The organism is Streptomyces sp. NPDC006208 (assembly GCF_040613775.1).
In the GTDB taxonomy this organism is placed as follows: Bacteria; Actinomycetota; Actinomycetes; order Streptomycetales; family Streptomycetaceae; genus Streptomyces.
In genome coordinates, this window is the sequence record NZ_JBEXSW010000001.1 from 242,548 (window position 1) to 267,859 (window position 25,312).

Consider the following 25,312-nt stretch of genomic DNA (forward strand, 5'->3'; position numbering starts at 1 on the left):
CGGCAGCGCGGCGGGCGTGACACGTCCCACCGTTCGGGATGATGCGTACTGTGCGCGCACCTGACGGCACAATGGGCTCATGCCGATACCCAGCCGTGCCGCCCTCGTCGAACATCTCGTCCGCACCCGTATCGCCGGTGACGTCGCCACACCCCGCGACAACAACCTCTCCCACTACCGCAAGCTCGCCAACGGCGACCGTCACTACTGGCTCGGGCTGGAGCTCGGCGACCGGTGGAGCGACGAGCAGGACGTACTGGCAGTGATGGCCGAGCGGTGCGGGGTCAGCGACGACCCCGGGCACCGGCATGGTCAGGACACCATCGACCCCGAGCTGACCGTCGACGCACTGGAGCGGATGGCGGCCCGGCTGCGCAAGGCCGCCGCCGGGCAGGAGCGCGTGCTGTTCGCGACCGGGCACCCCGGCGGGCTGCTGGACGTGCACCGCGAGACCGCCGCCGCGCTGCGGGCCGCCGGGTGCGAGATCGTACGGATCCCGAGCGGCCTGATGGCGGACGAAGGCATGGTGTTCCAGTTCGCGGACGTCGCCGTGCTGGAGCGCGGCGCGACCCTGTGGCACACCCACTCGCCCGCACCGATGGCCGCGATCCTGGACGGACTGGAGCGTGAGGGCAGACCGCAGCCCGATCTTGTCGTCGCCGACCACGGCTGGGCGGGCTGCGCAGGCCAGCGCGGCCTGGACGCCGTCGGGTACGCCGACAGCAACGACCCCGCCCTGTTCATCGGTGAGGCGGAGGGCACCCTTCAGGTGACGGTCCCGCTCGACGACCACGTCACGGACCCGCGCTTCTACGACCCCATGACCGCCTACCTGCTGGACGCGGCGGGACTCAGCTCCTCCGAGTGACCCATGGGGGACGTCACTCGGAAGGGCTCAGCCCCGCCGGGTGACCGGCGGGGGCGTTCGACGGCGGCCCCGACGCGGGGCAGCGCCGCGCGCGGTGATGCGGCCCGGGCCGCCACTCGCGCCGGCTGCCGCGCACCACGCGGTACGTGCTCCCCAGCAGCACCGCGACCATCGCGCCCCGCGCCCTGGCGTGCCGTCCCGCCGGCGATCCACAGTGCGCGCTCACCTTCCGGGGCCTTCGCCCCGGGCGGCGGTCCCGGCCGCGTCGTACGACAACTCGCCGTACAACGGTTCCTCCTCGGCCGTCCGCTCTGCGCTCACCGGACCGTTTCCCTTCGGCGGCCGGCTCGGCGGCCGGACGGCGTTCCCGGGTGTGCGTGGTCCCGGGGGGTTGGTCGAAGCCCCCGGGGGATCCCCGTGGCGCTTGTGGCGTTCTAGGATCTGCAACCAGGCTCGCAGCCGTCGCCGCCACATCGCTCAGACCACAGGACGACCTTTGCACTACGACTTGAGGCCGGTTCACGTCCTGGTCGTCGACGACGAGGAACTCGTACGCACCGCACTGCAGCAGGTCCTGGATCTAGACGACCAGGTCACCGTCGTGGGCACCTGCGACGGGCCCGACGCCCTCGACACGGTCCGCGCCCTGGCACCCGACCTGGTCCTGCTGGACATCGACATGCCGTCCGCCCACGGCCTCGACGTGCTGCGCACGCTCAAGGCCCTGCCCACCCCGCCCGCCGTCGCGATGCTCACCGCCCTCGACACCGCAGACCACCTCGACCGGGCCCTGCGGGGCGGTGCGTCCGGCTTTCTGCTCAAGACGATGGAGCCACGTCTGTTCGCCGACGCCGTGCGGCTGCTCGTCGCGGGCGGCGTGATGTGCACGCCGCCCGGCAGCGCGGCCGTGCTGGCCGGATACGCGGCGAAGGCCCTGCTGCCGGACCCGCCCGTCCTTCCCGGCCACCTGGACACCCTCACCGAGCGGGAGCGGGAAGTGCTGGCACTGATCGCCGCCGGGCTGTCGAACGCCGACATCGCGGCGCATCTCGGCATGGGCGTGACGACGGTGAAGACGCACATCGGCGCGCTGAAGCGGAAGCTCGCCGTCGACAGCCGCGTCGGACTCGCCTCCGTGGTCCACCGGTCGGCCGCGCCATGAGGCCGGGCTCCTTCCGGACGTGGGCCGTCGAAGGCCTGGTCGTTGCCGCCGCCGTGGCCGAGGCGCTGGCGACACGGTCCGCGCTCCCCGGCTGGATCTTCCCCGCCGCGCTGACCGTGGCGGGCGTACTGCCCATGCGGCGCCGCTTCCCCCGCACGATCATGCTCCTCGCCCTGCCGACCCTGGCCACCGGTGTGCTGTGGATCCCGGCGCTGGCCGCGCTGCACGCCCTCGCCATGTCCGAACGGCGCCGCCGCGAGGTGGCCGCCGCCGCGGCGGCGGTCGCCGTGGTGTCGTTCGTGCCGTGGCGGTACCTCGACAGCTACCCGTGGTCGATGCCGGACATCACCCTGGGCCTGCTGCTCTCCGGGCTGCTGGCGGTCGCGCCCGCCGCGCTGGGCCTGCTCGGCCGAGCCCGCCGCGAACTCGCCGCCCGTCTCGCCGAACTGGCCCTGTCCCGGGAGCGCGAGCACCGGTACGCCGCCGAGCAGGCGGCACTGCGGGAACGGGAGCGGCTGGCCCGGGACGTCCACGACACCGCCGCCCACCACCTGAGCCTGATCAGCCTTCGCTGCACCGTACTCGCCGCCGCGGCGGACTCCCCCGGCTTCCGCGTGGAGGCCGAGGCGCTGGGCGAGCTGAGCAGACACGCGGCGGCCGACCTGCGCCAGGCGATCCGCCACGAGAACCCGGGCCTGGCACAGCTCCCCGAACTTGTCGCAGCCGCGGGCGAGGGCGTACGCGCGGACCTGGCCCGAGCGGACCTCACGGGCTGCCCGCCGGAGATCCAGCACACCGCCTACCGCATCGTCCAGGAGGCACTGACGAACGTGCGCCGCCATGCGCCGGGTGCCCGGACCGACGTCGCGGTCCACCGCGCACCCGGCACCCTGCGCATCTCCGTCCGCAACGGTCCACCGTCCGTGCCCGGCCTGCGCTCCGAGCCGGGCGGCGGTCAGGGGCTGCCGGGTCTGAGAGCGCGCACGGCGGCCCTCGGCGGCACTCTCACCACGGCCGCCGCGCCGGACGGCGGCTTCGCCCTCGACGCGGTGCTGCCGTTGCCGGCGCCGGCCTCGTGGTGATCACCGCGCACCCGCCTGCCGCCTGATCCCCGCCCGGTCTCTCAGCCGCGCCACCGGCCGCGTACGAGGCCGTACGCGCCGGCCGACAGCAGGCCGAACTCCGCGCACCGCAGCGCGATCGTGCCGTACAGCGGCGTATCGTCCCCGAGGCCCGCGACCTCCATCTGCTCGGCGGCGAGCACGGCGAAGGTCAGCACGATCAGCGCGATGCCGCCCGTGACCCACAGGATGCGGGCCGTACGGGTCGCGGGTGCCTTCATCCGCTCGGAGCCGTCGTCCGCCCCGATGTCGTCGGGGGCGTAGTCGGCAAGCACGTGCTCGGCCCTCTCTCCGGTGCGCTCGCCTGGACGGACGTGTCCACACGGTCAGTCGTCCGAGCGTCAGGACGAGGTGTGCGGAACGCGGACCACGCCTTCCTGGATCACCGAGATCGCGAGCCGTCCGTCCTGGGTGTAGATCCGCGCCTGGCCCAGGCCACGGCCGCCGGACGACGACGGCGACTCCTGGTCGTACAGCAGCCATTCGTCCGCGCGGAACGGCCGGTGGAACCACATCGCGTGGTCCAGGGACGCGCCCACCACGTCACCGACCGCCCAGCCGCCGCGGCCGTGCGCGAGCAGCACAGAGTCCAGCAGGGTCATGTCGGAGACGTACGTCGCGAGGCAGACGTGCAGCAGCGGATCGTCGGCAAGCTTGCCGTTCGCGCGGAACCACACCTGGGAGCGGGGCTCGCGGGGCTGCCCGAACTCGCCGTACGGCGGCTCGTCCACGTACCGCAGGTCGACCGCGGCGCGTGCCTCGATCATCCGCTGCACCGTGTCGGGGTGGACGAACCTGTCCTTGTACCGCGGCAGGATCTCCTCCGCCGTCGGCAGCGTCTCCGGGGCCGGGGCGGGCGGCATCGCGGCCTGGTGCTCGAGTCCTTCCTCGTACGTCTGGAACGACGCCGAGAGATGGAAGATCGGCGCACCGTGCTGCACGGCGACGACCCGGCGCGTGGTGAAGGACCGGCCGTCCCGGATGCGGTCGACCGTGTAGACGATCGGTGCGCCCGGGTCGCCCATGCGCAGGAAGTACGCGTGCAGCGAGTGGGCCGTGCGGTCGTCGGGCACGGTGCGGCCCGCGGCGACGAGCGCCTGGGCCGCGACCTGTCCGCCGAAGACACGGGGCACGATTGCCGAGCGTGACCGGCCCCGGAAGATGTTCTGCTCGATCTGCTCCAGGTCGAGCAGATCGAGCAGATCGTCAAGTGCTGAGCTCATGGAAGGAACGTACAGAGCTTGCTTACAGACCCATGTCCTTGGCGATGATCGACTTCATGACCTCGCTGGTGCCGCCGTAGATGCGGTTGACGCGGTTGTCGGCGTAGAGGCGGGCGATCGGGTACTCGTTCATGTAGCCGTAGCCGCCGTGCAGCTGGAGGCAGCGGTCGATGACGCGGTGGGCCACCTCGGTGCAGAACAGCTTCGCGGAGGCGGCCTCTGCGGGCGTGAGCTCACCGGCGTCGAGGGCCTCCAGGGAACGGTCGGCGACCGCCTCGGCGGCGTCCACCTCGGCCTGGCAGGCGGCCAGTTCGAACTTGGTGTTCTGGAAGGACGCGACGGTCTTGCCGAAGACGGTGCGCTCCTGCACGTACTGCTGGGCGAACCGGACGGCGGCCTTGGCCTGCGCGTACGCGCCGAAGGCGATGCCCCAGCGCTCGGAGGGCAGGTTCGCGCCGAGGTAGTAGAAGCCCTTGTTCTCCTCGCCGAGCAGGTCCTCGACCGGGACCTTCACGTCGACGAAGGCCAGCTCCGCGGTGTCGGAGGTGCGCAGGCCGAGCTTGTCCAGCTTGCGGCCGACGGAGTAGCCCTCGGACTTGGTGTCCACCGCGAACAGGGAGATGCCGAAGCGGCGGTCGTCCTCGCGCGGGGCGGAGGTGCGCGCGCACACGATCACGCGGTCGGCGTGCACGCCGCCGGTGATGAAGGTCTTGGCGCCGTTGAGGACGTAGTGCGTGCCGTCCTCCGAGAGCTTCGCGGTGGTCTTCATGCCCGCGACGTCGGAGCCGGTGCCCGGCTCGGTCATCGCCAGCGCCCACATCTCCTCGCCGGTGACGAACTTCGTCAGGTAGCGCTTCTTCTGCTCGTCATTGGCGAGCATCTTGATGTAGGGCAGGGCGAGCAGCACATGCACGCCGGAGCCGCCGAAGTTCACGCCCGCACGCGAGGTCTCCTCGTAGAGCACGGCCTCGAACTTGTGCGTGTCCAGGCCTGCGCCGCCGAACTCCTCGGGGACGTTGATGCCGAAGACACCCAGCTCACCGAGCTTGTAGTAGAAGTCGCGAGGCGCCTGGCCGGCCGCGAACCACTCGTCGTAGACGGGCACGACCTCAGCCTCGATGAAGGCCCGGATGGTCTCCCGGAACGCCTCGTGGTCCTCGTTGAAAACGGTACGGCGCACGGACGCCTCCTCGTGACTGTGTGGTTACCCTGGATGTCTAAGCGCTTGCTCAGTCCTAAGTTACCCGGCGGTTCGCAGGCCTGTCCAGAGTGAGGATGAGCACGTCCCCCGGCGCCGGCGGTGTGGCGCGGGGCCTCGATGCGCCCGATCCGCGGCATCGGGGTGGCCGCGTGACCGGCCCGGGCGGCAGGCATGGTGCGACTGCTCCCCTGGGGCCGGACGGGAGGGCAGGCTCCGCTGTCCCATCGGCGGCGGGGCCGCAACCGTGTCCCGCGTCGCAGGCGACGCCGAAGCCGTCCAGCCCGGTACGGCCGCCGACCTGATCGGCCGTGTCTCCGGCATGCTCCCGCTCGCACGGTCACCCACGCCCGGCCACGCCGCGTGGTGGTCCGCACGGCCGGGACGCGGCGTGACGTATGCCGGATCGCGCAGAGCCGGGGTCGCGTCGTCTTCCGGCTCAGCCCGGGGCGAGCGGCGGCTGCCCCGGCTGCGGGTCCTCGCCGTCGTAGGCCGCGAGTGCTGACTGGCGGCATTCCAGCAGCTCACCCAGATCCTCGGCGGTCACGTGCTCCTGTGCCAGCTTCACCGTGGCCCTCCCTTCCAGCGCGGCCCACGCATGCCGGGCGCGTTTGTTGGCCCTGCACCTGGTCGCGCTCCGGAGGAATCCCGCCCCGGCGGTGAACCCGGCGGAGGCCAGGGCGAGCAGGGCAGCCGGAATGCGCGCGTCTGCCGTGGCCAGTCCTGTCGCTCCTGCCGTGCCGGCCAGCAGGGCCGCGGGGAAGCCGAGGACGACGTCGGCCTTGGCCCAGAACTCCGCCCGCCGGTGGGCGAGGTCCTTCTGCCGGGTCGCCTCGCCGCGTAGCCGCTCGAGCTCGGCCCGCAGGCGGTGGGCCGGTTCGTCCGGGGGGAGTTGCGCCGGCCCGACAGTGGTGGTCGTCATACCTGGATTCCAACACAGCTGTTGGTCAAGGGACTTGGCTTTTCTCGACAGCCTTGTCACGCCTCCGTGGTGGGCTCCCGCCAGATGGCCGGACGTCCGGACAACCCACTGTGGTCGCGGACAGCGGCGTGGATCCGCTGCCGTATGCCTGAGATGGCCGGCCGCGCGGGTTCCCCGACGGGTCGCCACCGTGGACGGTGAAGCCGCCGCGAGCGTGGATGCCGAAAGGGGCGCAGCCGTACGTCTCGGCGTCAGCTGTGGCGAAGCGCGAACCAGAGCTCCATCCGTACATCCGGGTCGTCCAGGTCGTCGTCCAGCAGCGCCGCGCAGCGCGCGATGCGCTGGCGCACCGTGTTGCGGTGGACCTCCAGCGCAGCGGCCGTACGGTCCCAGCTGCCGTGCAGGGACAGCCAGGTGCGCAGGGTCTCGACGAGCGCGGGGGAGTCGCCGAGGGGAGCGAGACGCTGCAGGGCCTCGTCCGGCGACGGCAGCCCGGCCAGGGTGGTCTCCCGGTGCCTGACGAGCGCGGCCCGCGTGGCGATCGCCCGGCGCACCGCCCGTGCGGCCTGGGTGTCGGCGGCCGCCAGCTCGTCGGGTCCCGCGGGCGCGCTGACTCCGAGCGTCCAGCCGGGCCGGGGTGTCACCTCGCGGCCGGCCCGGAGCAGGATCCGCACGTCACCGTCCGCGTCCGGGTCGACGAGGGAGCTGCCGAGTGCGGCACCGAGCGCGGATGCGGCGAAGGGCGTGCCCCGGCCGCCCCGCGCGCGGACCACCGTCCACGGTCCGGGGCCGAGCAGCCCGGCAGCTTCGGCGGGGCTCGCGCCGAGCAGCAGCCGTACGAGCGCGGTGCTCCGGTCGGTGGCGGCGGCGCCCTGGTGCGGGGCGGTGAGCAGCGAGAGCAGCACCACGGCCACACCGGCGACGGTGTGATCGCCGGCCTCCCGGGCAGGCGCGGCAAGTCCCAGCACGAGGCCTTGGCTGCCGCCGAGGGCGTAGGCGGACAGATGCGTGTCGGAGGGGCCCCCGGGCCCGGCAGCGCCTACGGGGACCCCCGAGGAGGCCCGGGTGGCGGAGGGTGCGCCCGCCGCGCCCCCCGCTGCGCGGGTGCCGCTCCCGGTGGTGGCCTCTGCGCCTGAGGCGGTGCCGGTCCTTCCGGGACGGGGACCGGACGTGTCGCGCGCGGCGGCGGCACCGGCGCCGGGCGCAGCAGTCGCGGCTTCGGAAGCAGCCCCTGCCCCGGAGGCGCCCCGTCCGGGGCGGGTCTCGCCGGCGGCGGGCTCGGCCGCGGCCGAAGAGCCCTCCCCGCCGGACGCCCCCGGTGACGGTGAGGTCACCGTGTCCGTCGCCGACGACGGGGCCGTGCGGGACGTGCCCGCCGAAGCCGTCGTATCGGCCGGCTGCGGGGGATTGACCACGCGCGCCAGCCGCGTGATGCCCGCCACCGCCTCCGGGGCGGGCGTGCGGCCCGCGGCGTGAAGCTGGGTGCCGTCCGGGCCGAGCAGGACCGCCCAGCCCCCCAGCCGCGCCGCCAGCTGGTGCAGCACCGCCGGGACCGGGTCGGGGCGGGCCGCCGCCGCGGCCAGGCCCTGCTGGGCCTGGGTCACCCGGCGCAGCTCACGGTGGCGGGCCTCCGCCATCAGCCGCCACACCGCTCGCGCGACCGCCGTGAACGTCGTCTGCGGCGGCACCTCGACCAGCGGCAGACCGTGCCGGTCGCACGCCTCGATCAGGTCGGGGGGCACCGTGTCGTACACCGGAGCGACCCCGAAGCCGAGCGCCGCCGCGCCCGCCTCGACGATCCGGGACACATAGCGGTCGGGATCCTTCAGCAGGACACCCGCGCTCATCAGCAGCTCGCCGCCGAGGAGATAGGGATAGGGGTCCGCCATCTCGGACGTGTGCACCATGTGAATGGCGATGGCGTCCTCGTCGTCCGGCCCGGCGATCCGGCGGAGCCCCAGCTCCGGGTCGGCCAGCAGTGAGGCCAGCGAGATGGGTGGGTTGGGCGGGGCTGCTGCGGGCTCCGGCATGGACAGTCCATCCATCGGCGGGATGAAGAATAGATAAAACGTACACTTCTGCGTCCCTTTCCAGCCACCTACCGTCGACTCCCAACAGCAGTGCCGCGCACTGACCCGGAGACCGCGGGGGACGAGACGAAAGGAATGCCGATGGCTGTCGACTATGCAGTGATCGTCGTCTATCTGGCCGGCATGCTCGGCATGGGCTGGTGGGGCATGCGCCGCGCCAAGTCCAAGAGCGAGTTTCTGGTGGCGGGCCGCCGGCTCGGCCCCTCGATGTACTCCGGCACCATGGCCGCCATCGTGCTCGGCGGCGCATCCACCATCGGCGGCGTCGGCCTCGGCTACAAGTACGGGCTCTCGGGCGCCTGGATGGTCTTCACCATCGGCCTCGGCCTTCTCGCCCTCTCCATCTTCTTCTCCGCGCGCATCGCGCGGCTGAAGGTCTACACCGTCTCCGAGATGCTCGACCTCCGCTACGGCGGCAAGGCCGGTCTGATCACCGGTGTCGTGATGTGGGCCTACACGCTGATGCTCGCGGTCACCTCGACCATCGCGTACGCCACGATCTTCGACGTCCTCTTCGACATGAACCGGACCGTCGCGATCATCCTCGGCGGCTCGATCGTCGTCGCCTACTCCACCCTCGGCGGCATGTGGTCGATCACCCTCACCGACATGGTGCAGTTCGTCGTCAAGACGATCGGTGTGCTGCTCCTGCTGCTGCCCATCGCCGTGATCAAGGCCGGCGGATTCGCCGAGATGAAGGCGCAGCTGCCCACCGAGTACTTCGCACCGCTCGGTATCGGCGGTGAGACGATCTTCACCTACGTCCTCATCTACACCTTCGGCATGCTGATCGGACAGGACATCTGGCAGCGCGTCTTCACCGCGCGCAGCGACCGCACGGCCAAGTGGGGCGGCACCGTCGCCGGTACGTACTGCCTGGTGTACGCGCTCGCCGGCGCCGTGATCGGCACCGCGGCCAAGGTCCTCTACCCGAAGCTGCCCAACGCGGACGACGCCTTCGCCACCATCGTCAAGGACGAACTGCCCCTCGGTGTGCGGGGCCTGGTCCTCGCCGCCGCGCTCGCCGCGGTGATGTCCACCTCGTCGGGTGCCCTGATCGCGTGTGCCACCGTCGCCAACAACGACATCTGGTCGCGGCTGCGCGGCGCCGTCACCCCCCGCGCCGACGGCGAGGCGCACGACGAGGTCAAGGGCAACCGGATCTTCATCCTGGTGATGGGCATCGCCGTCATCTGCATCGCGATCGCGCTCAACAACGTGATCGAGGCGCTGACCGTCGCCTACAACCTGCTCGTCGGCGGACTGCTGGTCCCGATCCTCGGCGGGCTGCTCTGGAAGCGCGGCACCGTGTACGGCGCACTGTCCTCCGTCGTCGTCGGTGGCCTCGCGGTCATCACCCTGATGTGGAAGTACGGCATCCTCGCCAACGAGCCCGTCTACTACGGCCTGCTGGCCTCCCTCGCCGCCTACCTGATCGTCAGCCTGGCCACGCCTCCGACGGACCAGGCGGTCCTGGCCAACTGGCGCGAGCGCCTGGCGGGACGCGGCGGGTCCGAGGAGGACTCCGAGGCGGAGGCTCCGCTGGAGGAGGCGGGCAGTCCCGCAGCCGTACAGAGTTAAAGTCTTAAAACCGCATCGAAGCGCATTGAAGTGCAGGAAAGAAGGCAATTCTCATGAGCAGCAACGACACGCCGCGCGGCCCGATCGACTCGTCCCGTGTCCCGCGGTACGCCGGACCCGCGACGTTCGCCCGGCTGCCCCGGCTCGACGAGGTCGGCACCACCGATGTCGCCGTGGTCGGCGTTCCCTTCGACGCCGGGGTCTCCTACCGTCCCGGCGCGCGCTTCGGCGGCAACGCAATCCGTGAGGCGTCGAGGCTCCTGCGCCCCTACAACCCGGCGCAGGACGCCTCGCCCTTCGCACTCGCCCAGGTCGCGGACGCGGGCGACATCGCGGCCAACCCGTTCAACATCAACGAGGCCGTGGAGACGATCGAGGCCGCGGCCGACGATCTGCTCGGCACCGGCGCCCGCATGATGACGCTCGGCGGCGACCACACCATCGCGCTGCCGCTGCTGCGGTCGGTCGCCAAGAAGCACGGCCCGGTCGCGCTGCTCCACTTCGACGCGCACCTGGACACCTGGGACACCTACTTCGGAGCCGAGTACACCCACGGCACGCCGTTCCGCCGGGCCGTCGAGGAGGGCATCCTCGACACCGAGGCGCTCTCCCACGTCGGTATCCGCGGGCCGCTGTACGGCAAGCAGGACCTGACCGACGACGAGAAGATGGGCTTCGGCATCGTCACCTCCGCCGACGTCTACCGCCGTGGCGCCGACGAGGTCGCCGATCAGCTGCGCCAGCGCATCGGCGACCGGCCGCTCTACATCTCCATCGACATCGACTGCCTCGACCCGGCCCACGCCCCGGGTACCGGCACCCCGGAAGCGGGCGGCATGACCTCCCGCGAGCTGCTGGAGATCCTGCGCGGGCTCGCCTCCTGCAACCTCGTCTCCGCGGACGTCGTCGAGGTCGCCCCGGCGTACGACCACGCCGAGATCACCTCGGTCGCCGCGTCCCACACCGCGTACGAGCTGACCACGATCATGTCCCGCCAGATCGCGAAGGCGCGTGAGACGGGCGGGGCCAAGTGACGCACGACCACGACCTCGATCTGCGCCCCACAAAGGCGCAGACGGCGGCCGCGCTGAACCCGCCGGCCGGCCGCAACGGCGGTGACCTGGTCGTCGAGACCCTCGAGGGCCTCGGCGCGACCACCGTCTTCGGTCTGCCCGGCCAGCACGCGCTCGGCATGTTCGACGCCCTGCGCCGCTCGAAGCTCGACTACGTGGGCCTGCGGGTGGAGAACAACGCGGGCTTCGCCGCCGACGCCTACGGCCGCGTCACCGGCCAGGCCGCCCCTCTGCTGCTGTCCACCGGACCGGGCGCGCTCATGTCGCTGGCCGCACTGCAGGAGGCGGCCGCCGCCTCCGCGCCCGTGCTCGCCATCGGCAGCCAGGTCCCCACCGCCGGGCTCGGCGGCGGCCGGCACGGCTATCTGCACGAACTGCGCGATCAGCAGGCCTCGTTCCGCGACATCGTGAAGTCCGTGCACACCGTGCGCGCCGCATCCCAGATACCCTCCGCGATCGCCGCGGCCTGGGAGTCGGCGCTGACGGCCCCGCACGGCCCGGTGTGGGTGGAGATCCCGCAGGACGTGCTGCTGGCCGAGACGATGCTTCCGGTGGTCACGGCGCTCGACGCGACCCCGGACGATGTCCTCCCGCGCCCCGAACTGACCGCCGTGGCGGCCGACCTGCTGTCGCGCGCCGTGCGCCCCGTGATCATCGCGGGCGGTGGCGTCGTACGCTCCGACGCGTCCGGCAAGCTGCTGGCGCTGGCGGAGAAGCTGGACGCCCCGGTCGTGACGACCTTCGGCGGCAAGGGCGCGTTCCCCTGGGAGCACCCGCTGTCGCTGCAGTCGTGGCTCGAGGACCGGCACACGACGGACTTCCTCGAGGCCGCCGACGTGCTGCTGGTGGTGGGCTCGGGCCTCGGCGAACTGTCCTCGAACTACCACACGTTCGCCCCGCGCGGCAGGGTCGTCCAGATCGAGGCGGACCTCGGCAAGCTGGAGTCCAACCATGCGGGCCTCGGTATCCACGCGGACGCGCGACTCGCGCTCTCCGTGCTGCTGGAGACCGTGACCGAGCGCGAGGACCCGTCGGCGGCCGACGCCGTGCGCGACGTGCTCTCCCGAGTGCGCGAGCGGATCGCGTCCCAGGAGCTCACGCTGGAGCAGCGGGTGCTGGCCTCGGTCCGCGACGCGCTGCCGGACACGTCTCCCAGCTTCTGGGACATGACGATCCTGGCGTACTGGGCCTGGTCGGCGTTCGACGCCCGCCACCCGAACACGATGCATTCGGCCCAGGGTGCGGGCGGCCTCGGCTACGGCTTCCCGGCCGCCCTCGGCGCGGCGGCGGCCGACCCCACCCGTCCGGTCCTCGCCGTTTCCGGCGACGGCGGCGCGATGTACTCGATCGCGGAGCTGGCGACGGCCCGCCAGTACGACTTCCCCGTCACCTGGCTGATCGTGGACGACGGCGGCTACGGCATCCTGCGCGAGTACATGACCGACGCCTTCGGTGAGGCGACGGCGACGGAGCTGTCCCGGCCGGACTTCGTGGCGCTGGCGGAGTCCTTCGGCGTCCCGGCGACGCGCACAAGCGTCGAAACGCTGACGGAGGACCTGGAGAAGGCCTTCGCGGAGCCGGGCCCGTCGGTGGTCGTACTCCCCGCAGTCCTGCGGATGTTCGCCCCGACGCACGCGTAGTCCCGGCCCAGGCCTCGGTGACCACCCGGCCCCGCCGTTCCCCTCCCCCGGGGCGGCGGGGCCGGGCCCTTTTGCCTCGCTTCCGCCGTCCGCATCAGCCTTCCGCCGTGACGGTGGTGTCGGCGAACGAGTGGTGCTCGTGCGAGACGACCCAGCGGCCCTGCTCCTTGCGGAGCCCGACGGTGAGGCGGAGGCGGTACTCGGGGTGCTCCGCGAGCTCCTGAGGGGTCCCGCAGCGCAGCAGGGCGTACGCGAAGGCGGTGTCCTCGCCGGCGGTGACGTCGAGGGACAGGATGTCGAACACCGCGCCCTTCGCCTGCCACTCGAAGAAGGGCGGCCATGTCCGGCGGTAGGCGTCGCGGCCGCGGACGCCGTCGTGGGGCGGCGGCACGTCGAACATCACGATGTCCTCGGTGTGGTCCGCCAGGACCCCGTCCAGGTCGCCCTTGTGGACCGCTGCCGCCCACTGCTCGATCAAGGTCCGGATCTGCTCTTCGTCGCTGGTCATGGCTCGGCTCCTCATCCAGATCGGGTACAGGGAAGACTCCCCTCCGCACCGGAAGTCATCGCCGGCAGCTCACCAGTCCCGCCATTCGCCCGCGATGTCGTCGGCATCCTTCCCGTTGCGCGCGGCGAGGGCGGCGACGTCCACGCCGTGGCCGGTGAGGACGCCGTCGATGTACTCGCACAGCTCCTCGCGCTCGATGGTGCAGTACGCGCCGTGCTCCTCGTCGATGCCGTTGAGGGCGAGCGCGACCCGTTCGACGGCTGCGAGCAGCTGCGCGTCGGACGCCGGCCTCAGGGCGTGTATCTCGGCCTCGTACGCCTCAAGGACGGCATCGGTGGCGTCCAGCAGGGCAGGTGTGCAGAGCTCGGCGACGTCCGCGTCCCCGGAGGCCTCGGCACGCCATGCTGTCGATGGTCTGTCCGTCATGCCGCGACCGTACCGCCGGGCACCGACAACCCGACGTCACCTCGACGTCACCTCAGCAACTCACCGTGCGCGTCCGTGCACTTGGTCATCTGCTGGGCGTAGCCCTCGTCGAACGCGGTTCGCTGCCGGCCGTCGAGATATCCTGGCAGCCGGCCCCTGGGGGGTAGGAGGTCCGGTATCGACCGGAACAACTCCTCGGCGGCTGCACCGTACTTGTTCCCGCGACCGTGCGCTTTGAGCAGAAGCCGACCCGCTTCGTCCAGCAGATCCGGCAGGAACTTCGACGGGCTGGCCCGGACCTTGTCGTAGGGGCGCAGTGCTTCCAGCTTCCAGCGGGCGGCGCCCACGGCCCGCAGCGCCCGCAGCGTGGCGTACAGCTGACCGCACAGATGGCCGGGGCTCGGCCGGGCGTCAGGCATGCTCCTCCTCCGGTCCGACAACAGCCGTAGGTGCCTACCCAGCGAGCGCCCGCTCTAGGCTGCGGCGCATGGTGCTCCCCGCGCGAAGGGCGCACAGGATGTCGTTCACTGCCGGAGCGATCAGTTCGCCGGACGGCGTTCGAGGGTGGGCAGGTGGGCGACGACATTCGCGTGGAACCGGTCCACCGCGTCGTCGACGCTGCGGATGAATCCCGATTCAGCGCTACCGCGGGTGGCACCCATGCCCTTGAAGAGAGACAGACGGAAGCCCGCGATGCGCGAGCCGTCCTTGGGCAGCAGGTCGGCAGGCTCGGGTCGAAGACGCTCCAGCGTTCCCCGAGGGCCGTTGCCGCCCTCGACAAGAGTCTCGACGTGGAGATCCGCCGGTGCCTCGTTCAGCAAACGTAGGAGGCGCTTGGCCGAGGTCAGCGGGTAGCTGCCCTCCGGGGGCTCGATGTCGATGGAGGTACGCAGCTTGCCGGTTCGCAGGTCGGCGACGATCGCGAGGACGCCCGGCGTGCCGTCGATGCGCAGCTCGGCGGTCAGCCGCCCGTCTTCACACAGGCGATCGGCCAGCGCGACGCGTCGGCTGTGCGGATCCGTGCCTCGCTTGGCGCGTTGCACAGGCAGGGCCTTCTGCCCCAGTTCGCCGCCGAGGCGCAGACATACCTGACGGATGAGCTGCTCCCAGCTCTCCACGACCTCGACAGCACGCTGATCGCCCTGGCACAGCGTCTCCGTGTCGATGCCGTTGCGTACGGGTACCCAGGCAGGGCCCATGTTCTGGAAGCCATGGCAGCCGGAGTTCTCGTGCTGGAGGTAGTGGAGCAGTTCGTGCAGGAGCCAGGCATGAGCCGCATTGCCGACGCCCTCGTGCCGGATGAGCATCTGGGCCTGATGGGCCACTTCGGCCCAGGAAAGATGCCACAGGGTGACCTTGTGCTTGCGTCGTCCGTCGGTCTTGATGTCGACCAGCGGGCTGCCTTCGAGGGCTACGTCGTTGGACAGGGTGATCACGGCCTCGTACCCACGGCGGGCTGCGATGTCCATGTAGTTCTGGACCTGATCGGACCTGAGCGGGTTTCCGTTGGTCTTCGTCTCGATCAGGGCGGTCCACAGCTTGCCCGCACGCTCCACGCGGATCACGCCGTCGGGGCGCTTCGGGGCGTCGCCGTGCGGCAGTGTGACCTCGACGAAGCTCTGCATGCGACCGGCCGGTGCGCCGAAGCCGGCGGTGAGCCGGCGCCCGAACTCGGGTACCTCGGTCATCACCGAGAGCAGTACAGAAGTGGCCCGCAGTTCACGTTCCTTGTCGCTCTTGAGCGATGGCGCGGGGAAGAGCCGAGCATGCTTCCACGAGTCGTTCTCGGCGAGAGACTGCTTGGGCGCCTTGGGCAGCGTCACCTTCTTCTTGGCGGTGCGCGGACCGCGTGGGCGCGCCACTGGCGCATCGGGCGTCCGGCTCGTGGCGTCGGCCTGAGAGGGGATCGCCACCGGCCCCGCAGCGGCCGAGGGCGCCTGCACGGCCGACTCCGGCGGCGCGGCTGCGACCTCCTCCGCGGCGTCCGCGCTCTCGTCGTCGACGGCGATACCGAAGTCCGTGGCCAGCCCCGCCAGTCCGGTTTCGTATCCCTGCCCGATGGCCCGGAACTTCCACTCCTCGGCCCGCCGGTACAGCTCGCCGAAGATGAACGCGCTCTCCACGCTTGCGTCGCTGATCGAGAACCCGAGCAGGGCCTCGCCCGTGCGGTCGGTGACGGTCACTCGCAGATCGTCCAAGTCCCCGAACGTGGAGCCGCCGTACTGACTCGCCGCCACGACGATGCGCTGCACGTCCTGCGGTACGGCGGTCAGGTCGAGGCTGATCCGGTCCTCGCTGCCGTTGTCGGTCGGTTGCTTGCCCAGCAACTGCACGCTGCCGTCCTGGGCCGCGGGGTTGTTGTAGAAGAAGAAGTCCGCGTCGTCGCGCACTTTGCCGTTGTCGTCCAGCAGCAGTACGGACACATCGGCGTCGCCGTCACCCGATGCGCTGCTCCAGCAGAGACTGACGACGACCGCACCGGCGTCGTCACTCAAGGCCGCCAGGCCGACATTGGATCCCTTGGCCATTTCGTGCATGCAGTCCCCCAGCCGTGCAGCCGCGTCAGGGCACGCCGAAGCGGCCGCAACACGTCGTTCTGTGACGTCAGTCGCACTCTGAGTGCGCACGAAGTGAACCGTAGCGCTCAAAGGCGGTGCGGGAGGAGATGATGTGAAGACTCGGTTCAATTCGGGACGACAGTGCACTCGGGGTTCGTGAGTGGGCTCAGTGATCGCCTGTCGGTCGGGGGACCAGGACCACGGGCGGACCCACCTCGGACCTGAGACCGGTGTTTGTTGCGGAGGGATGAAATCCGCATCCTCCGGCGTTGGTGCCTTCCGGAAGATCAGGTCCGAAATCCGACGGGGAGGCCCACGTGGCGGCAGAGCAAGGGTGGGGGCGGCGGCTGGCCGGTTATGCGTGGCGGTACCGGCGCAACGTGCTGCTCGCGCTCGGGTCGTCTCTCGTCGGCATGGCCGTCATGGCCCTTGTGCCGCTGATCACCAAGGTCGTCATCGACGACGTCATCGGGGGCGGTACCCGGTCGCTCGCTGTGTGGACCGGGCTGCTCGTCGCCGCCGCCGTGGTCATATACGTGCTCACCTACGTCCGCCGCTACTACGGCGGACGTCTCGCGCTCGACGTCCAGCACGACCTGCGCACCGAGATGTACCGGACCATCACCCGGCTCGACGGGCGGCGGCAGGACGAGCTGTCGACCGGGCAGGTCGTCGGGCGGGCCACCAGCGATCTCCAGCTCATCCAGGGTCTGCTGTTCATGCTCCCGATGACCATCGGGAACGTCCTGCTCTTCCTCATCTCCCTCATCGTCATGGCGTGGCTGTCCCTGCCGCTGACCCTGATCGCGATCGCTGTCGCCCCCGCCCTCTGGTACATCGCCAGGCGCAGCCGCACCCGCCTGCATCCCGCCACCTGGTACGCGCAGAGCCAGGCCGCCGCCGTCGCCGGTGTCGTCGACGGAGCCGTCGCCGGCGTGCGGGTGGTCAAGGGGTTCGGGCAGGAGGACCAGGAGACCGGGAAGCTCAGGGAGGTCGGGCGCAAGCTGTTCGCGGGACGGCTTCGGACCATCCGGCTGAACGCCCGCTACACCCCGGCCCTGCAGGCCGTACCCGCTCTCGGGCAGGTCGCCATGCTCGCGCTCGGCGGCTGGCTCGCCACCCGCGGCGAGATCACCCTCGGTACGTTCGTGGCCTTCTCCACCTATCTCGCGCAGCTCGTCGGTCCGGTCCGCATGCTCGCCGTGGTGCTCACCGTCGGCCAGCAGGCCCGGGCCGGAGTCGAGCGTGTCCTGGAGCTCATCGACACCGAGCCGACCCTGCGCGAGGGGACCAAGGAGCTGCCCCCGGACGCCGAGGCCACCGTCGAGTTCGACGACGTGAGCTTCGCGTACGAGGACGGCCGCCCCGTCCTCGACGGGTTCTCGCTCGAGATCCGGCCCGGCGAGACCGTCGCCGTCGTCGGTTCCTCCGGGAGCGGCAAGTCCACCGTCTCGCTGCTGCTGCCGCGCTTCTACGACGTCACCCACGGCGCGGTCCTCGTCGGCGGCCACGATGTGCGCGAGCTGACCTTCGACTCTCTGCGGGCCGCCATCGGGCTGGTGCCCGAGGACAGCTTCCTGTTCTCCGACACCGTGCGCGCCAACATCGCGTACGGAAAGCCCGGCGCGACGCAGGACGAGATCGAGACCGCCGCCCGCGCAGCCCAGGCGGACCGTTTCATCACCGAGCTGCCGGGCGGCTACGACACGAAGGTCGGCGAGCACGGCCTCACTCTCTCCGGCGGCCAGCGCCAGCGCATCGCCCTGGCCCGCGCGATCCTCACCGACCCCCGGCTGCTGCTCCTCGACGACGCCACCTCCGCCGTGGACGCCCGCGTCGAGCACGAGATCCACGAAGCGCTCAAGCAGGTGATGGCAGGGCGTACGACGCTGCTCATCGCGCACCGGCGCTCCACCCTCGGGCTCGCCGACCGTATCGCCGTCCTGGACGGCGGCCGGCTCGCCGACATCGGCACGCACGAGGAGCTGGAGCGGCGCTCGGCCCTGTACCGGCGGCTGCTGACCGACCCGGACGAGCTGGGCGGGGTGTCGCCCGGTCACCTGCCGGCCCGCCCGGCCCCGGAGCCGGACGAGGAGCGCACCGTACGAGACGAGCTCGAGGCCGAGTTCGACGTCGAGCGCGGCATCACCCCACGCCTGTGGGTACGCGACGAGAACGCGCAGGAGTCCGAGGAGCCCGGCGCCACCCCCGAACTGCTCGCCCAGGTCGCGGCGTTGCCCCCGGCCACCGACACCCCCGAAATCGACGAGGCCCGCGCCATGCGGCCCGAGCACGACGGCGCGCACGGCGAAGGCGGACGGCTGCGGCGCCTGCTGCGCGGCTTCGGGATGCCGCTGCTGCTCAGCCTGTTGCTGGTCGCCGTCGACGCGGGCATGGGCCTGTTGCTGCCGATCCTGATCCGGCACGGCATCGACGACGGCGTCGAGCAAGCCGCACTCGGCGCGGTCTGGGCGGCATCCGTCCTCGCGCTGGTCACGGTCGTGATCCAGTGGGCCGGGCAGATCGGCGCGATGCGGATGACGGGCCGCACCGGCGAACGCGTCCTGTACTCCCTGCGCCTGAAGATCTTCGCGCAGCTTCAGCGGCTCGGACTCGACTACTACGAGCGCGAGCTCACCGGCCGGATCATGACCCGGATGACGACGGACGTGGACGCCCTGTCCACCTTCCTGCAGACGGGCCTGGTCACCGCCTTCGTCTCGGTCGTCACCTTCTTCGGCATCATGGCCGCCCTCGTCGTCATCGATGTGCAGCTGGCCCTGGTGGTCTTCGCGACGCTGCCCGTCCTGATCGTCGGCACCTACTTCTTCCGAAAGCAGAGTGTGAAGGCGTACGAGCTGGCCCGCGAGCGCATCAGCGCCGTCAACGCCGACCTCCAGGAGTCGGTCTCCGGGCTGCGGATCGTGCAGGCGTTCCGCCGCGAGCACGACGGCGTCGACCACTACGCCGCCGGCAGTGACAGCTACCGTCAGGCCCGGGTACGCGGCCAGTGGCTGATCTCGGTCTACTTCCCCTTCGTCCAGCTGCTGGCGTCCGTCGCCGCCGCGGCCGTAATGATCGTCGGCGCGGGCCGGATCGAGGCGGGCACGCTCACCACCGGCGCGCTGGTCGCCTATCTCCTCTACATCGACCTGTTCTTCGCCCCCGTGCAGCAGCTCTCCCAGGTCTTCGACGGCTACCAGCAGGCGGCCGTCTCGCTCGGACGTGTCCAGGAGCTTCTCCAGGAGCCCACCTCGACCGCCGCGGCCCGGCAGCCGCGCGAGGTACGGGAGCTGCGGGGAGAGATCGCGTTCGACGCCGTGTCCTTCTCCTACGGCGACGAGGAGGAGGCGCTCACCGGCATCGAGCTGCGCGTCCCGGCCGGCCAGACGGTCGCCTTCGTGGGCGAGACCGGCGCGGGCAAGTCGACCCTGGTCAAGCTGGTCGCCCGGTTCTACGACCCGACGAGCGGTCGGGTCACCGTGGACGGCACCGACCTGCGCGAGCTGGACCTGACGGCGTACCGGCACCGGCTGGGCGTCGTCCCCCAGGAGGCGTACCTCTTCCCCGGCACGGTCCGCGACGCCATCGCCTACGGCCGCCCCGGCGCGAGCGACGCGGAGGTGGAGGCCGCGGCCCGCGCGGTCGGCGCGCACGACATGATCGCCACGCTCGACGGCGGATATCTGCACGAGGTCGCCGAACGGGGCCGCAACCTCTCCGCCGGGCAGCGCCAGCTGATCGCCCTGGCCCGCGCCGAGCTCGTCGACCCGGACATCCTGCTGCTCGACGAGGCGACCGCGGCGCTGGACCTGGCCACCGAGGCCCAGGTCAACCAGGCCACCGACCGCCTGACGGGCCGGCGCACCACACTGGTCGTCGCCCACCGGCTCACCACGGCCGCGCGCGCCGACCGGGTCGTGGTGATGGACCACGGCCGGGTGGTGGAGGACGGCACCCACGACGAGCTGCTGGAGCGGGGCGGCCAGTACGCCGCGCTGTGGCGGACGTTCATAGGGATGGGGGAGGACGAGCCCGCGACGGTGTGACGGGCAGGCGGGATGTGTGACGGCTCGGCGGTGTGACGGGCGTGAAACCTGGGACGTGAGCGGCGGCTGCCGTACAACCCTTCGAGTCGGGCGCGTGTCTCACGTGCGGAACCCGGTTCGGCCGGAGTTCGCCGTCCGTTCGTCCGCGCCTTACCTCGAGGGACCCGCATGCCCCACACCACGTCCGGCCGTCGCACGCTTCGCAGAACCGTCGGTGCCGTCGGTGTCCTTGCCCTGCTCGCGCTGGGCGGCACGCCGGCCCACGCCGAAGAGGCCGGGCCGGATCTGGCGGTCGGGCGGATCACCGCGCCCACGGGAGTGAAGCCGGGCACCGGCTTCGATGTGCCGGTCACCCTCACGAACAAAGGCACCGCGGCGGCGGACGGGGTCTGGGTCTCCTTCTTCGTGAGCCAAGGGCTGGGCCTGGAGCGAAAGTACTCCAACTGCCGGTACTACGAGGTGGGTTCGTTCGACGAGAGTCCGGAGCGGAGCGGGGTGCACTGCAGATTCGACCAGGCGGTGGAGCCCGGGAAGGTGTACGCGCTCGGGGAGGCGCTGACGGTGGACGCCCTGGACAACGCCCTCTACGAATCCGTCGGAGTGGAGGTCTCGGTCGGCAACCCCTTCCAGCCCGACTGGGAAGGCCCTCACGTGCCGGGCAGCGGGCCGGAGCTGAAGCTGGTCGAGCAGCCGGATGCAGCCCTCCCCGGCGAGGTGAACGAACGCACCTCGATGCGGGTGGATGTGGCGAACACGGCCGACTTCGGGGTCGAGGCACCCACGGTCCGCGCCCGCGTCGGGCAGACGGTCGCCGTCGACGTGAAGTTCGTCAACGGGGGCCCGGCATGGGTACGGTCGGAAATCTCCGTGGGGCGGGTCGATGTACGGTTCCCGGCCGGTACGACGGTGGTGTCCGTGCCTGGATTCTGCAAGTCCGACGAGCCGCGGCACTACACCTGCGGTCCGTACGACGCCTGGGTCGACGAGCACGGCGGGTGGCCGTACAAGTTCCGCGTGAAAATCGACAAGTTCGTGACGGGCGCCGAGGGCAAGGCGTCGCTCATCGGAGCGCCGTGGCGGTTCGACAAGAACGCGGCGAACGACACGGCGAAGATCGTGTTCGAGAACTCCGCGGCCACCACGACGGGCGGCGGCTCCGGCTCGGCCACGGGGGGCTCCGGGGGTGCGTCCTTGGGCGGATCCGGCTCCACCGGTGGTTCCGGCTCGACCGGCGGCTCGGGCTCCTCGTCCACCGGTGGTTCGGGTTCCTCGTCGTCGACCGGCGGTACGGGTGCGGCGACGACCGGCGGCAACCTGGCCTCCACCGGCTCGGACTCGGCCCTCCCGCTCGCCGGTGCGGCGGGCGCAGCGGTGGCCGTGGGCGGCGGCATCGTCCTCGTGATGCGCCGCCGTCGGGCTCAGCAGTAATCGGCGCCGTGTCCCCCGTCGGCGCGAACGCTTCGCCGAGGTACGGGAGTTGCCGTGCAACCTTTTTCCGTTGGCGGATGTCTCCGTTCAGCAAGCGTTTGCGGAGATGTCGCTGTCCATTTCCCGTGTCTCACAGAGGAATCGTTCACATGCCCCACACCCTGCCCGGCCGTCGCACCTCTCGCACCGCTGTCGGAGCCCTGAGCACCGTGGCGCTCATAGCCCTGGGGACCACGCCCGCGGCCGTCGCGGACGAGGTCGCACCGGATCTGCTCCTCGGAAAGATCGCCCCGATCGACGGCGTGAAGCCGGGCAGCAGCTTCGAGGTGCCGGTCACGGTCACCAACAAGGGCACGAAGGCTGCGGAGAAGGTCTGGGTCTTCTACTCCGTCACCCGGGGGCTCGACTATGCCGAACTGCCCTCCAACTGTGAGGCTCACCAGGTCACGTCGTACGACGAGATGACGGCGAAGTGGAACGCGGTCTGCGCGTTCGATCAGGCGGTGGAGCCCGGCGTCGTCTATGCGCCCGAGAAGCTGCTGTCGGTCAAGGCCCTGGACCGTGCGCTCTACGACGATCTGCGCGTGACCGTCTGGGACTACGCCCCCGGGCTGGACGACGCCGCCACGACGCCCGTGCGGGGAACCGCGCCGGCGGTGAAGCTGGTCGAGCGGCCCGGCGCGGACCAGGGCTCCAAGGACGCCGTCGACGTGCCGGTCACCTCCGTCAACACGGCCGACTACCAGGTGACGGGAGCCCAGCTGAAGGGCCGCGTCGGCGACACGGTCACGATGCAGGTGAAGTTCACCAACGCCGGGCCCGCCTGGGTGCTGCGCTCATGGGACGTGCCCTTCCGTGTCCTGATCACGCCGCCCGCCGGAACGTCGGTCGTGAAGCCCCACGGGTCCTGCGACGACAAGGACAAGCCCGGAACGTACAGCTGCGGTGTCGGCCAGCGCTGGGTGAACGAGGGCGAGGGTGCGTCCTACACGTTCAAGCTGAAGATCGACAAGAAGGTGCCGGGGGCCAAGGGCTCGGTCGTCCTCTCCGACGAGGCGCGGACCTTCGACAAGAACAAGGCCAACGACAGGGCCGACATCACGCTCGACGTGACGGGCGGCGGGTCGTCGACCGGCGGCTCCGGCGGCTCCACCGGCGGTTCGGGTGGCTCCACGGGCGGTTCGGGTGGTTCGGGTTCCATCGGTGGTTCCGCTGCCACCGGCGGCTCGGGCTCCTCGTCCACCGGTGGTTCGGGTTCCTCGTCGTCGACGGGCGGCACGGGTGCGGCAACGACCGGCGGCGACCTGGCCTCCACCGGTTCCGACTCGGCCCTGCCGCTCGCCGGTGCGGCGGCCGCCGCGGTGGTCGTGGGTGCAGGCGCCGTCCTCGTCGTGCGCCGTCGCCGGGCACAGAGCTAGCAGTCGCGTGGTTGCGGCGGCGTTTTCGAGCCGCCGCAACCAATCCCGCACCTCGCGCGTCGTACGCATGTGCGGGGGTAGCGGCAGAAGGAGCGGGCGTGTTCGATGGGGCGGTCGGCAAGAGGAACGGGCGACGACGCCGGGCCTGCTCGCGCCTGACGGCACTGCTGACGGCGGTGGCCGCCCTCACCCTGACCGGTCCCGGTCTCCAGCAGGCCGAGGCCGTCGCGCGCTGTCCCGGGCGGCTGGTGAAGAGCGTCCCGTTCACCACCGGCGAGCTGCGTGTCTACGAGCACCGGCAGTACGTCTGCGCCGTGACCCTCGCCAAGCGCCCCGGCATCAGGCGCCCCATGGCCGTCTCGCTCCAGGCCCGCGGTGGCCGGCCGGACAAGGACCGCGGGAGGTTCGTCCGCCAGGCCGGTCCCGTCACCGTGCACGCACTCAACCGCTGTGTACGCGCCACCGGTTCCGTCGCCGGAACCTCGCGCTCGACCGGCTGGATCCTGTGCTGAGCCGTGCCTCGGACAGCCTCTGAGGCCAACTGGGGCTGGCGGCCGGTGTATCGACCCGGCTAGGTTCACCCGCGACCGCTTGAGATCAAGGGGAGGGTGAATGCGCAAGGCGCTCAGATGGCTGCTGGCGCTCGTGGTGCTCATAGGCACCGTCAGCGTCGCCGGAGCCACGGCCGGTGCGGCTACCGCCGCCGAGCCGACGACCGGCACGGACATCAAGGACCGGATCCTGGCCATCCCGGGGATGAGCCTCATCGAGGAGAAGCCGTACCCGGGTTACCGTTTCTTCGTCCTCAACTACACACAGCCGGTGGACCACCGGAACCCGGGCAAGGGCACCTTCCAGCAGCGGATCACCCTGCTGCACAGGGACACCGCCCGCCCCACCGTCTTCTACACCTCCGGCTACAACGTGAGCACCACGCCGCGTCGCAGCGAGCCGACGGCCATCATCGACGGCAACCAGGTATCCCTGGAGTACCGATTCTTCACCCCCTCCCGGCCGGCCCCTGCGGACTGGTCCAAGCTGGACATCTGGCAGGCCGCCAGCGACCAGCACCGGGTCTTCAAGGCGCTGAAGAAGATCTACACCAAGAACTGGATCTCCACCGGAGCTTCCAAGGGCGGTATGACCGCCACCTACTTCGAGCGCTTCTACCCGCGCGACATGGACGGTGTGGTCGCGTACGTCGCGCCGAACGACGTGGTGAACAAAGAGGACTCGGCGTACGACCGGTTCTTCGAGAAGGTGGGCACCAAGGAGTGCCGCGACAAGCTGAACGCCGTGCAGCGTGAGGCCTTGGTGCGCCGCGAGCCGCTGGAGGCCATGTACGAGAAGTACGCCGCCGACAACGCCTACACCTTCACGACGGTCGGCTCCCTCGACCGGGCGTACGAGGCCGTCGTCCTCGACTATGTCTGGGGCTTCTGGCAGTACAGCCTGCTCGCCGACTGTGAGTCGATCCCCGTCGCGAAGACCGCGACGGACCAGGAGATCTGGGACAGCATCGACGCGATCTCCGGTTTCTCCTTCTACACCGACCAGGGCGTCGGCGCCTACACGCCGTACTACTACCAGGCGGGCACCGAGCTCGGTTCGCCGGACATCACGCAGCCGCACCTCAAGGGCCTGAGCCGCTACGGCTACCAGCCGCCGCGGAACTTCGTGCCGCGTGACATCCCGATGCGCTTCAAGCCGTGGGTGATGAGGGACGTCGACACCTGGGTTCGCCACAACGCCGACCGGATGCTGTTCGTCTACGGCCAGAACGACCCGTGGGGAGCCGAGCCCTTCCGTATCGGCAAGGGCGCCCGCGACAGCTACGTCTACACCGCGCCCGGCGCCAACCACGGCGCCTCCGTGAACGCGCTGGTGGCGGACGAGAAGGCGAAGGCCACCGCCGCCGTCCTGCGGTGGGCGGGCGTCGCCCCGGCCGCCGTGCAGGACGACCCGGCGAAGGCGAAGCCGCTGGCGAAGTCCGACGCGAAGCTCGACCGGCGTGACCTTGAGCGCGAGCCGTTGCTGCGCCCGTAAC

General features: G+C 71.1%; 20 protein-coding genes. 11 read left to right on the forward strand and 9 right to left on the reverse strand.

The genetic code is table 11. The features are described 5' to 3' along the window. The first annotated feature begins 79 nt into the window (after positions 1-79). The 3 genes from ABZ208_RS01120 to ABZ208_RS01130 all read left to right on the forward strand — a co-directional run bounded on the left by ABZ208_RS01120 (position 80) and on the right by ABZ208_RS01130 (position 3,112). Positions 80-868, forward strand: a complete 789-nt coding sequence (locus ABZ208_RS01120; RefSeq protein ID WP_328400361.1) for a phosphatase — start codon at positions 80-82, stop codon at positions 866-868. 496 nt (positions 869-1,364) lie between these two features. Further along, a complete protein-coding gene (locus ABZ208_RS01125) occupies positions 1,365-2,030 on the forward strand; it encodes a response regulator transcription factor (RefSeq protein WP_356907461.1) in 666 nt (221 codons plus the stop codon). Further along, on the forward strand, positions 2,027-3,112 hold the full coding sequence (locus tag ABZ208_RS01130; RefSeq protein WP_356907462.1) for a histidine kinase: 1,086 nt from the start codon (positions 2,027-2,029) through the stop codon (positions 3,110-3,112). Before ABZ208_RS01125 ends, ABZ208_RS01130 begins: the two co-directional genes overlap by 4 nt. Positions 3,113-3,153: 41 nt before the next feature. Here ABZ208_RS01130 and ABZ208_RS01135 read toward each other — a convergent pair whose 3' ends face one another. The 5 genes from ABZ208_RS01135 to ABZ208_RS01155 all read right to left on the reverse strand — a co-directional run bounded on the left by ABZ208_RS01135 (position 3,154) and on the right by ABZ208_RS01155 (position 8,524). Then, entirely contained in the window at positions 3,154-3,426 is a 273-nt protein-coding gene (locus tag ABZ208_RS01135; RefSeq protein WP_356907463.1) for a hypothetical protein, read from the reverse strand. Positions 3,427-3,492: 66 nt separating this feature from the next. Then, positions 3,493-4,374, reverse strand: coding sequence for an acyl-CoA thioesterase II (gene tesB / locus ABZ208_RS01140; protein WP_356907464.1), 882 nt, complete (start codon positions 4,372-4,374; stop codon positions 3,493-3,495). A 22-nt stretch (positions 4,375-4,396) separates the two neighbouring features. Then, a complete protein-coding gene (locus tag ABZ208_RS01145) occupies positions 4,397-5,554 on the reverse strand; it encodes an acyl-CoA dehydrogenase family protein (protein ID WP_356907465.1) in 1,158 nt (385 codons plus the stop codon). 457 nt (positions 5,555-6,011) lie between these two features. After that, complete coding sequence (locus ABZ208_RS01150) at positions 6,012-6,494, reverse strand: hypothetical protein (RefSeq protein WP_356907466.1); 483 nt, start codon at positions 6,492-6,494, stop codon at positions 6,012-6,014. Positions 6,495-6,745: 251 nt separating this feature from the next. Further along, entirely contained in the window at positions 6,746-8,524 is a 1,779-nt protein-coding gene (locus ABZ208_RS01155) for a PucR family transcriptional regulator (protein ID WP_356907467.1), read from the reverse strand. A 141-nt stretch (positions 8,525-8,665) separates the two neighbouring features. Between ABZ208_RS01155 and ABZ208_RS01160 the strand changes: the two genes are divergently transcribed. Genes ABZ208_RS01160 through ABZ208_RS01170 form a run of 3 tightly spaced genes read left to right on the forward strand, consistent with a single transcriptional unit; the run spans position 8,666 to position 12,878 of the window. Then, positions 8,666-10,165 (forward strand): sodium:solute symporter, encoded by a 1,500-nt coding sequence (locus ABZ208_RS01160; RefSeq protein ID WP_356907468.1) that lies wholly within the window; start codon positions 8,666-8,668, stop codon positions 10,163-10,165. A 53-nt stretch (positions 10,166-10,218) separates the two neighbouring features. After that, complete coding sequence (gene speB / locus ABZ208_RS01165; protein WP_356907469.1) at positions 10,219-11,199, forward strand: agmatinase; 981 nt, start codon at positions 10,219-10,221, stop codon at positions 11,197-11,199. Then, a complete protein-coding gene (locus ABZ208_RS01170; RefSeq protein ID WP_356907470.1) occupies positions 11,196-12,878 on the forward strand; it encodes a thiamine pyrophosphate-binding protein in 1,683 nt (560 codons plus the stop codon). The genes speB and ABZ208_RS01170 overlap by 4 nt, the downstream gene beginning before the upstream one ends. Before the next feature lie 94 nt (positions 12,879-12,972). Here the strand turns inward: ABZ208_RS01170 and ABZ208_RS01175 are convergent, their stop codons facing one another. The 4 genes from ABZ208_RS01175 to ABZ208_RS01190 all read right to left on the reverse strand — a co-directional run bounded on the left by ABZ208_RS01175 (position 12,973) and on the right by ABZ208_RS01190 (position 16,349). After that, the gene (locus ABZ208_RS01175; RefSeq protein WP_356907471.1) at positions 12,973-13,386 is read right to left on the reverse strand and encodes an SgcJ/EcaC family oxidoreductase; all 414 of its coding nucleotides are present in this window, start codon (positions 13,384-13,386) and stop codon (positions 12,973-12,975) included. 69 nt (positions 13,387-13,455) lie between these two features. Continuing rightward, positions 13,456-13,812: a hypothetical protein gene (locus tag ABZ208_RS01180; protein WP_356907472.1), complete on the reverse strand. Its 357-nt coding sequence runs from the start codon at positions 13,810-13,812 to the stop codon at positions 13,456-13,458. Between the two features lie 47 nt (positions 13,813-13,859). Continuing rightward, the gene (locus ABZ208_RS01185) at positions 13,860-14,231 is read right to left on the reverse strand and encodes a hypothetical protein (protein WP_356907473.1); all 372 of its coding nucleotides are present in this window, start codon (positions 14,229-14,231) and stop codon (positions 13,860-13,862) included. A gap of 120 nt (positions 14,232-14,351) precedes the next feature. Beyond that, the gene (locus ABZ208_RS01190; protein WP_356907474.1) at positions 14,352-16,349 is read right to left on the reverse strand and encodes a TerD family protein; all 1,998 of its coding nucleotides are present in this window, start codon (positions 16,347-16,349) and stop codon (positions 14,352-14,354) included. A gap of 338 nt (positions 16,350-16,687) precedes the next feature. On the opposite strand from ABZ208_RS01190, the gene ABZ208_RS01195 reads away from it, so the two are divergent. The 5 genes from ABZ208_RS01195 to ABZ208_RS01215 all read left to right on the forward strand — a co-directional run bounded on the left by ABZ208_RS01195 (position 16,688) and on the right by ABZ208_RS01215 (position 25,311). Next, positions 16,688-20,419 carry an ABC transporter ATP-binding protein gene (locus tag ABZ208_RS01195; protein WP_356907475.1) on the forward strand — a complete coding sequence of 1,244 codons (3,732 nt, stop codon included), beginning with the start codon at positions 16,688-16,690 and terminating at the stop codon, positions 20,417-20,419. Between the two features lie 168 nt (positions 20,420-20,587). Further along, positions 20,588-21,847, forward strand: a complete 1,260-nt coding sequence (locus tag ABZ208_RS01200; RefSeq protein ID WP_356907476.1) for an LPXTG cell wall anchor domain-containing protein — start codon at positions 20,588-20,590, stop codon at positions 21,845-21,847. A 149-nt stretch (positions 21,848-21,996) separates the two neighbouring features. Beyond that, entirely contained in the window at positions 21,997-23,265 is a 1,269-nt protein-coding gene (locus ABZ208_RS01205) for an LAETG motif-containing sortase-dependent surface protein (protein ID WP_356907477.1), read from the forward strand. A 98-nt stretch (positions 23,266-23,363) separates the two neighbouring features. Then, positions 23,364-23,777, forward strand: a complete 414-nt coding sequence (locus ABZ208_RS01210) for a hypothetical protein (protein WP_356907478.1) — start codon at positions 23,364-23,366, stop codon at positions 23,775-23,777. Positions 23,778-23,877: 100 nt separating this feature from the next. Continuing rightward, a complete protein-coding gene (locus ABZ208_RS01215) occupies positions 23,878-25,311 on the forward strand; it encodes a S28 family serine protease (protein WP_356907479.1) in 1,434 nt (477 codons plus the stop codon). Position 25,312 lies beyond the last annotated feature (1 nt).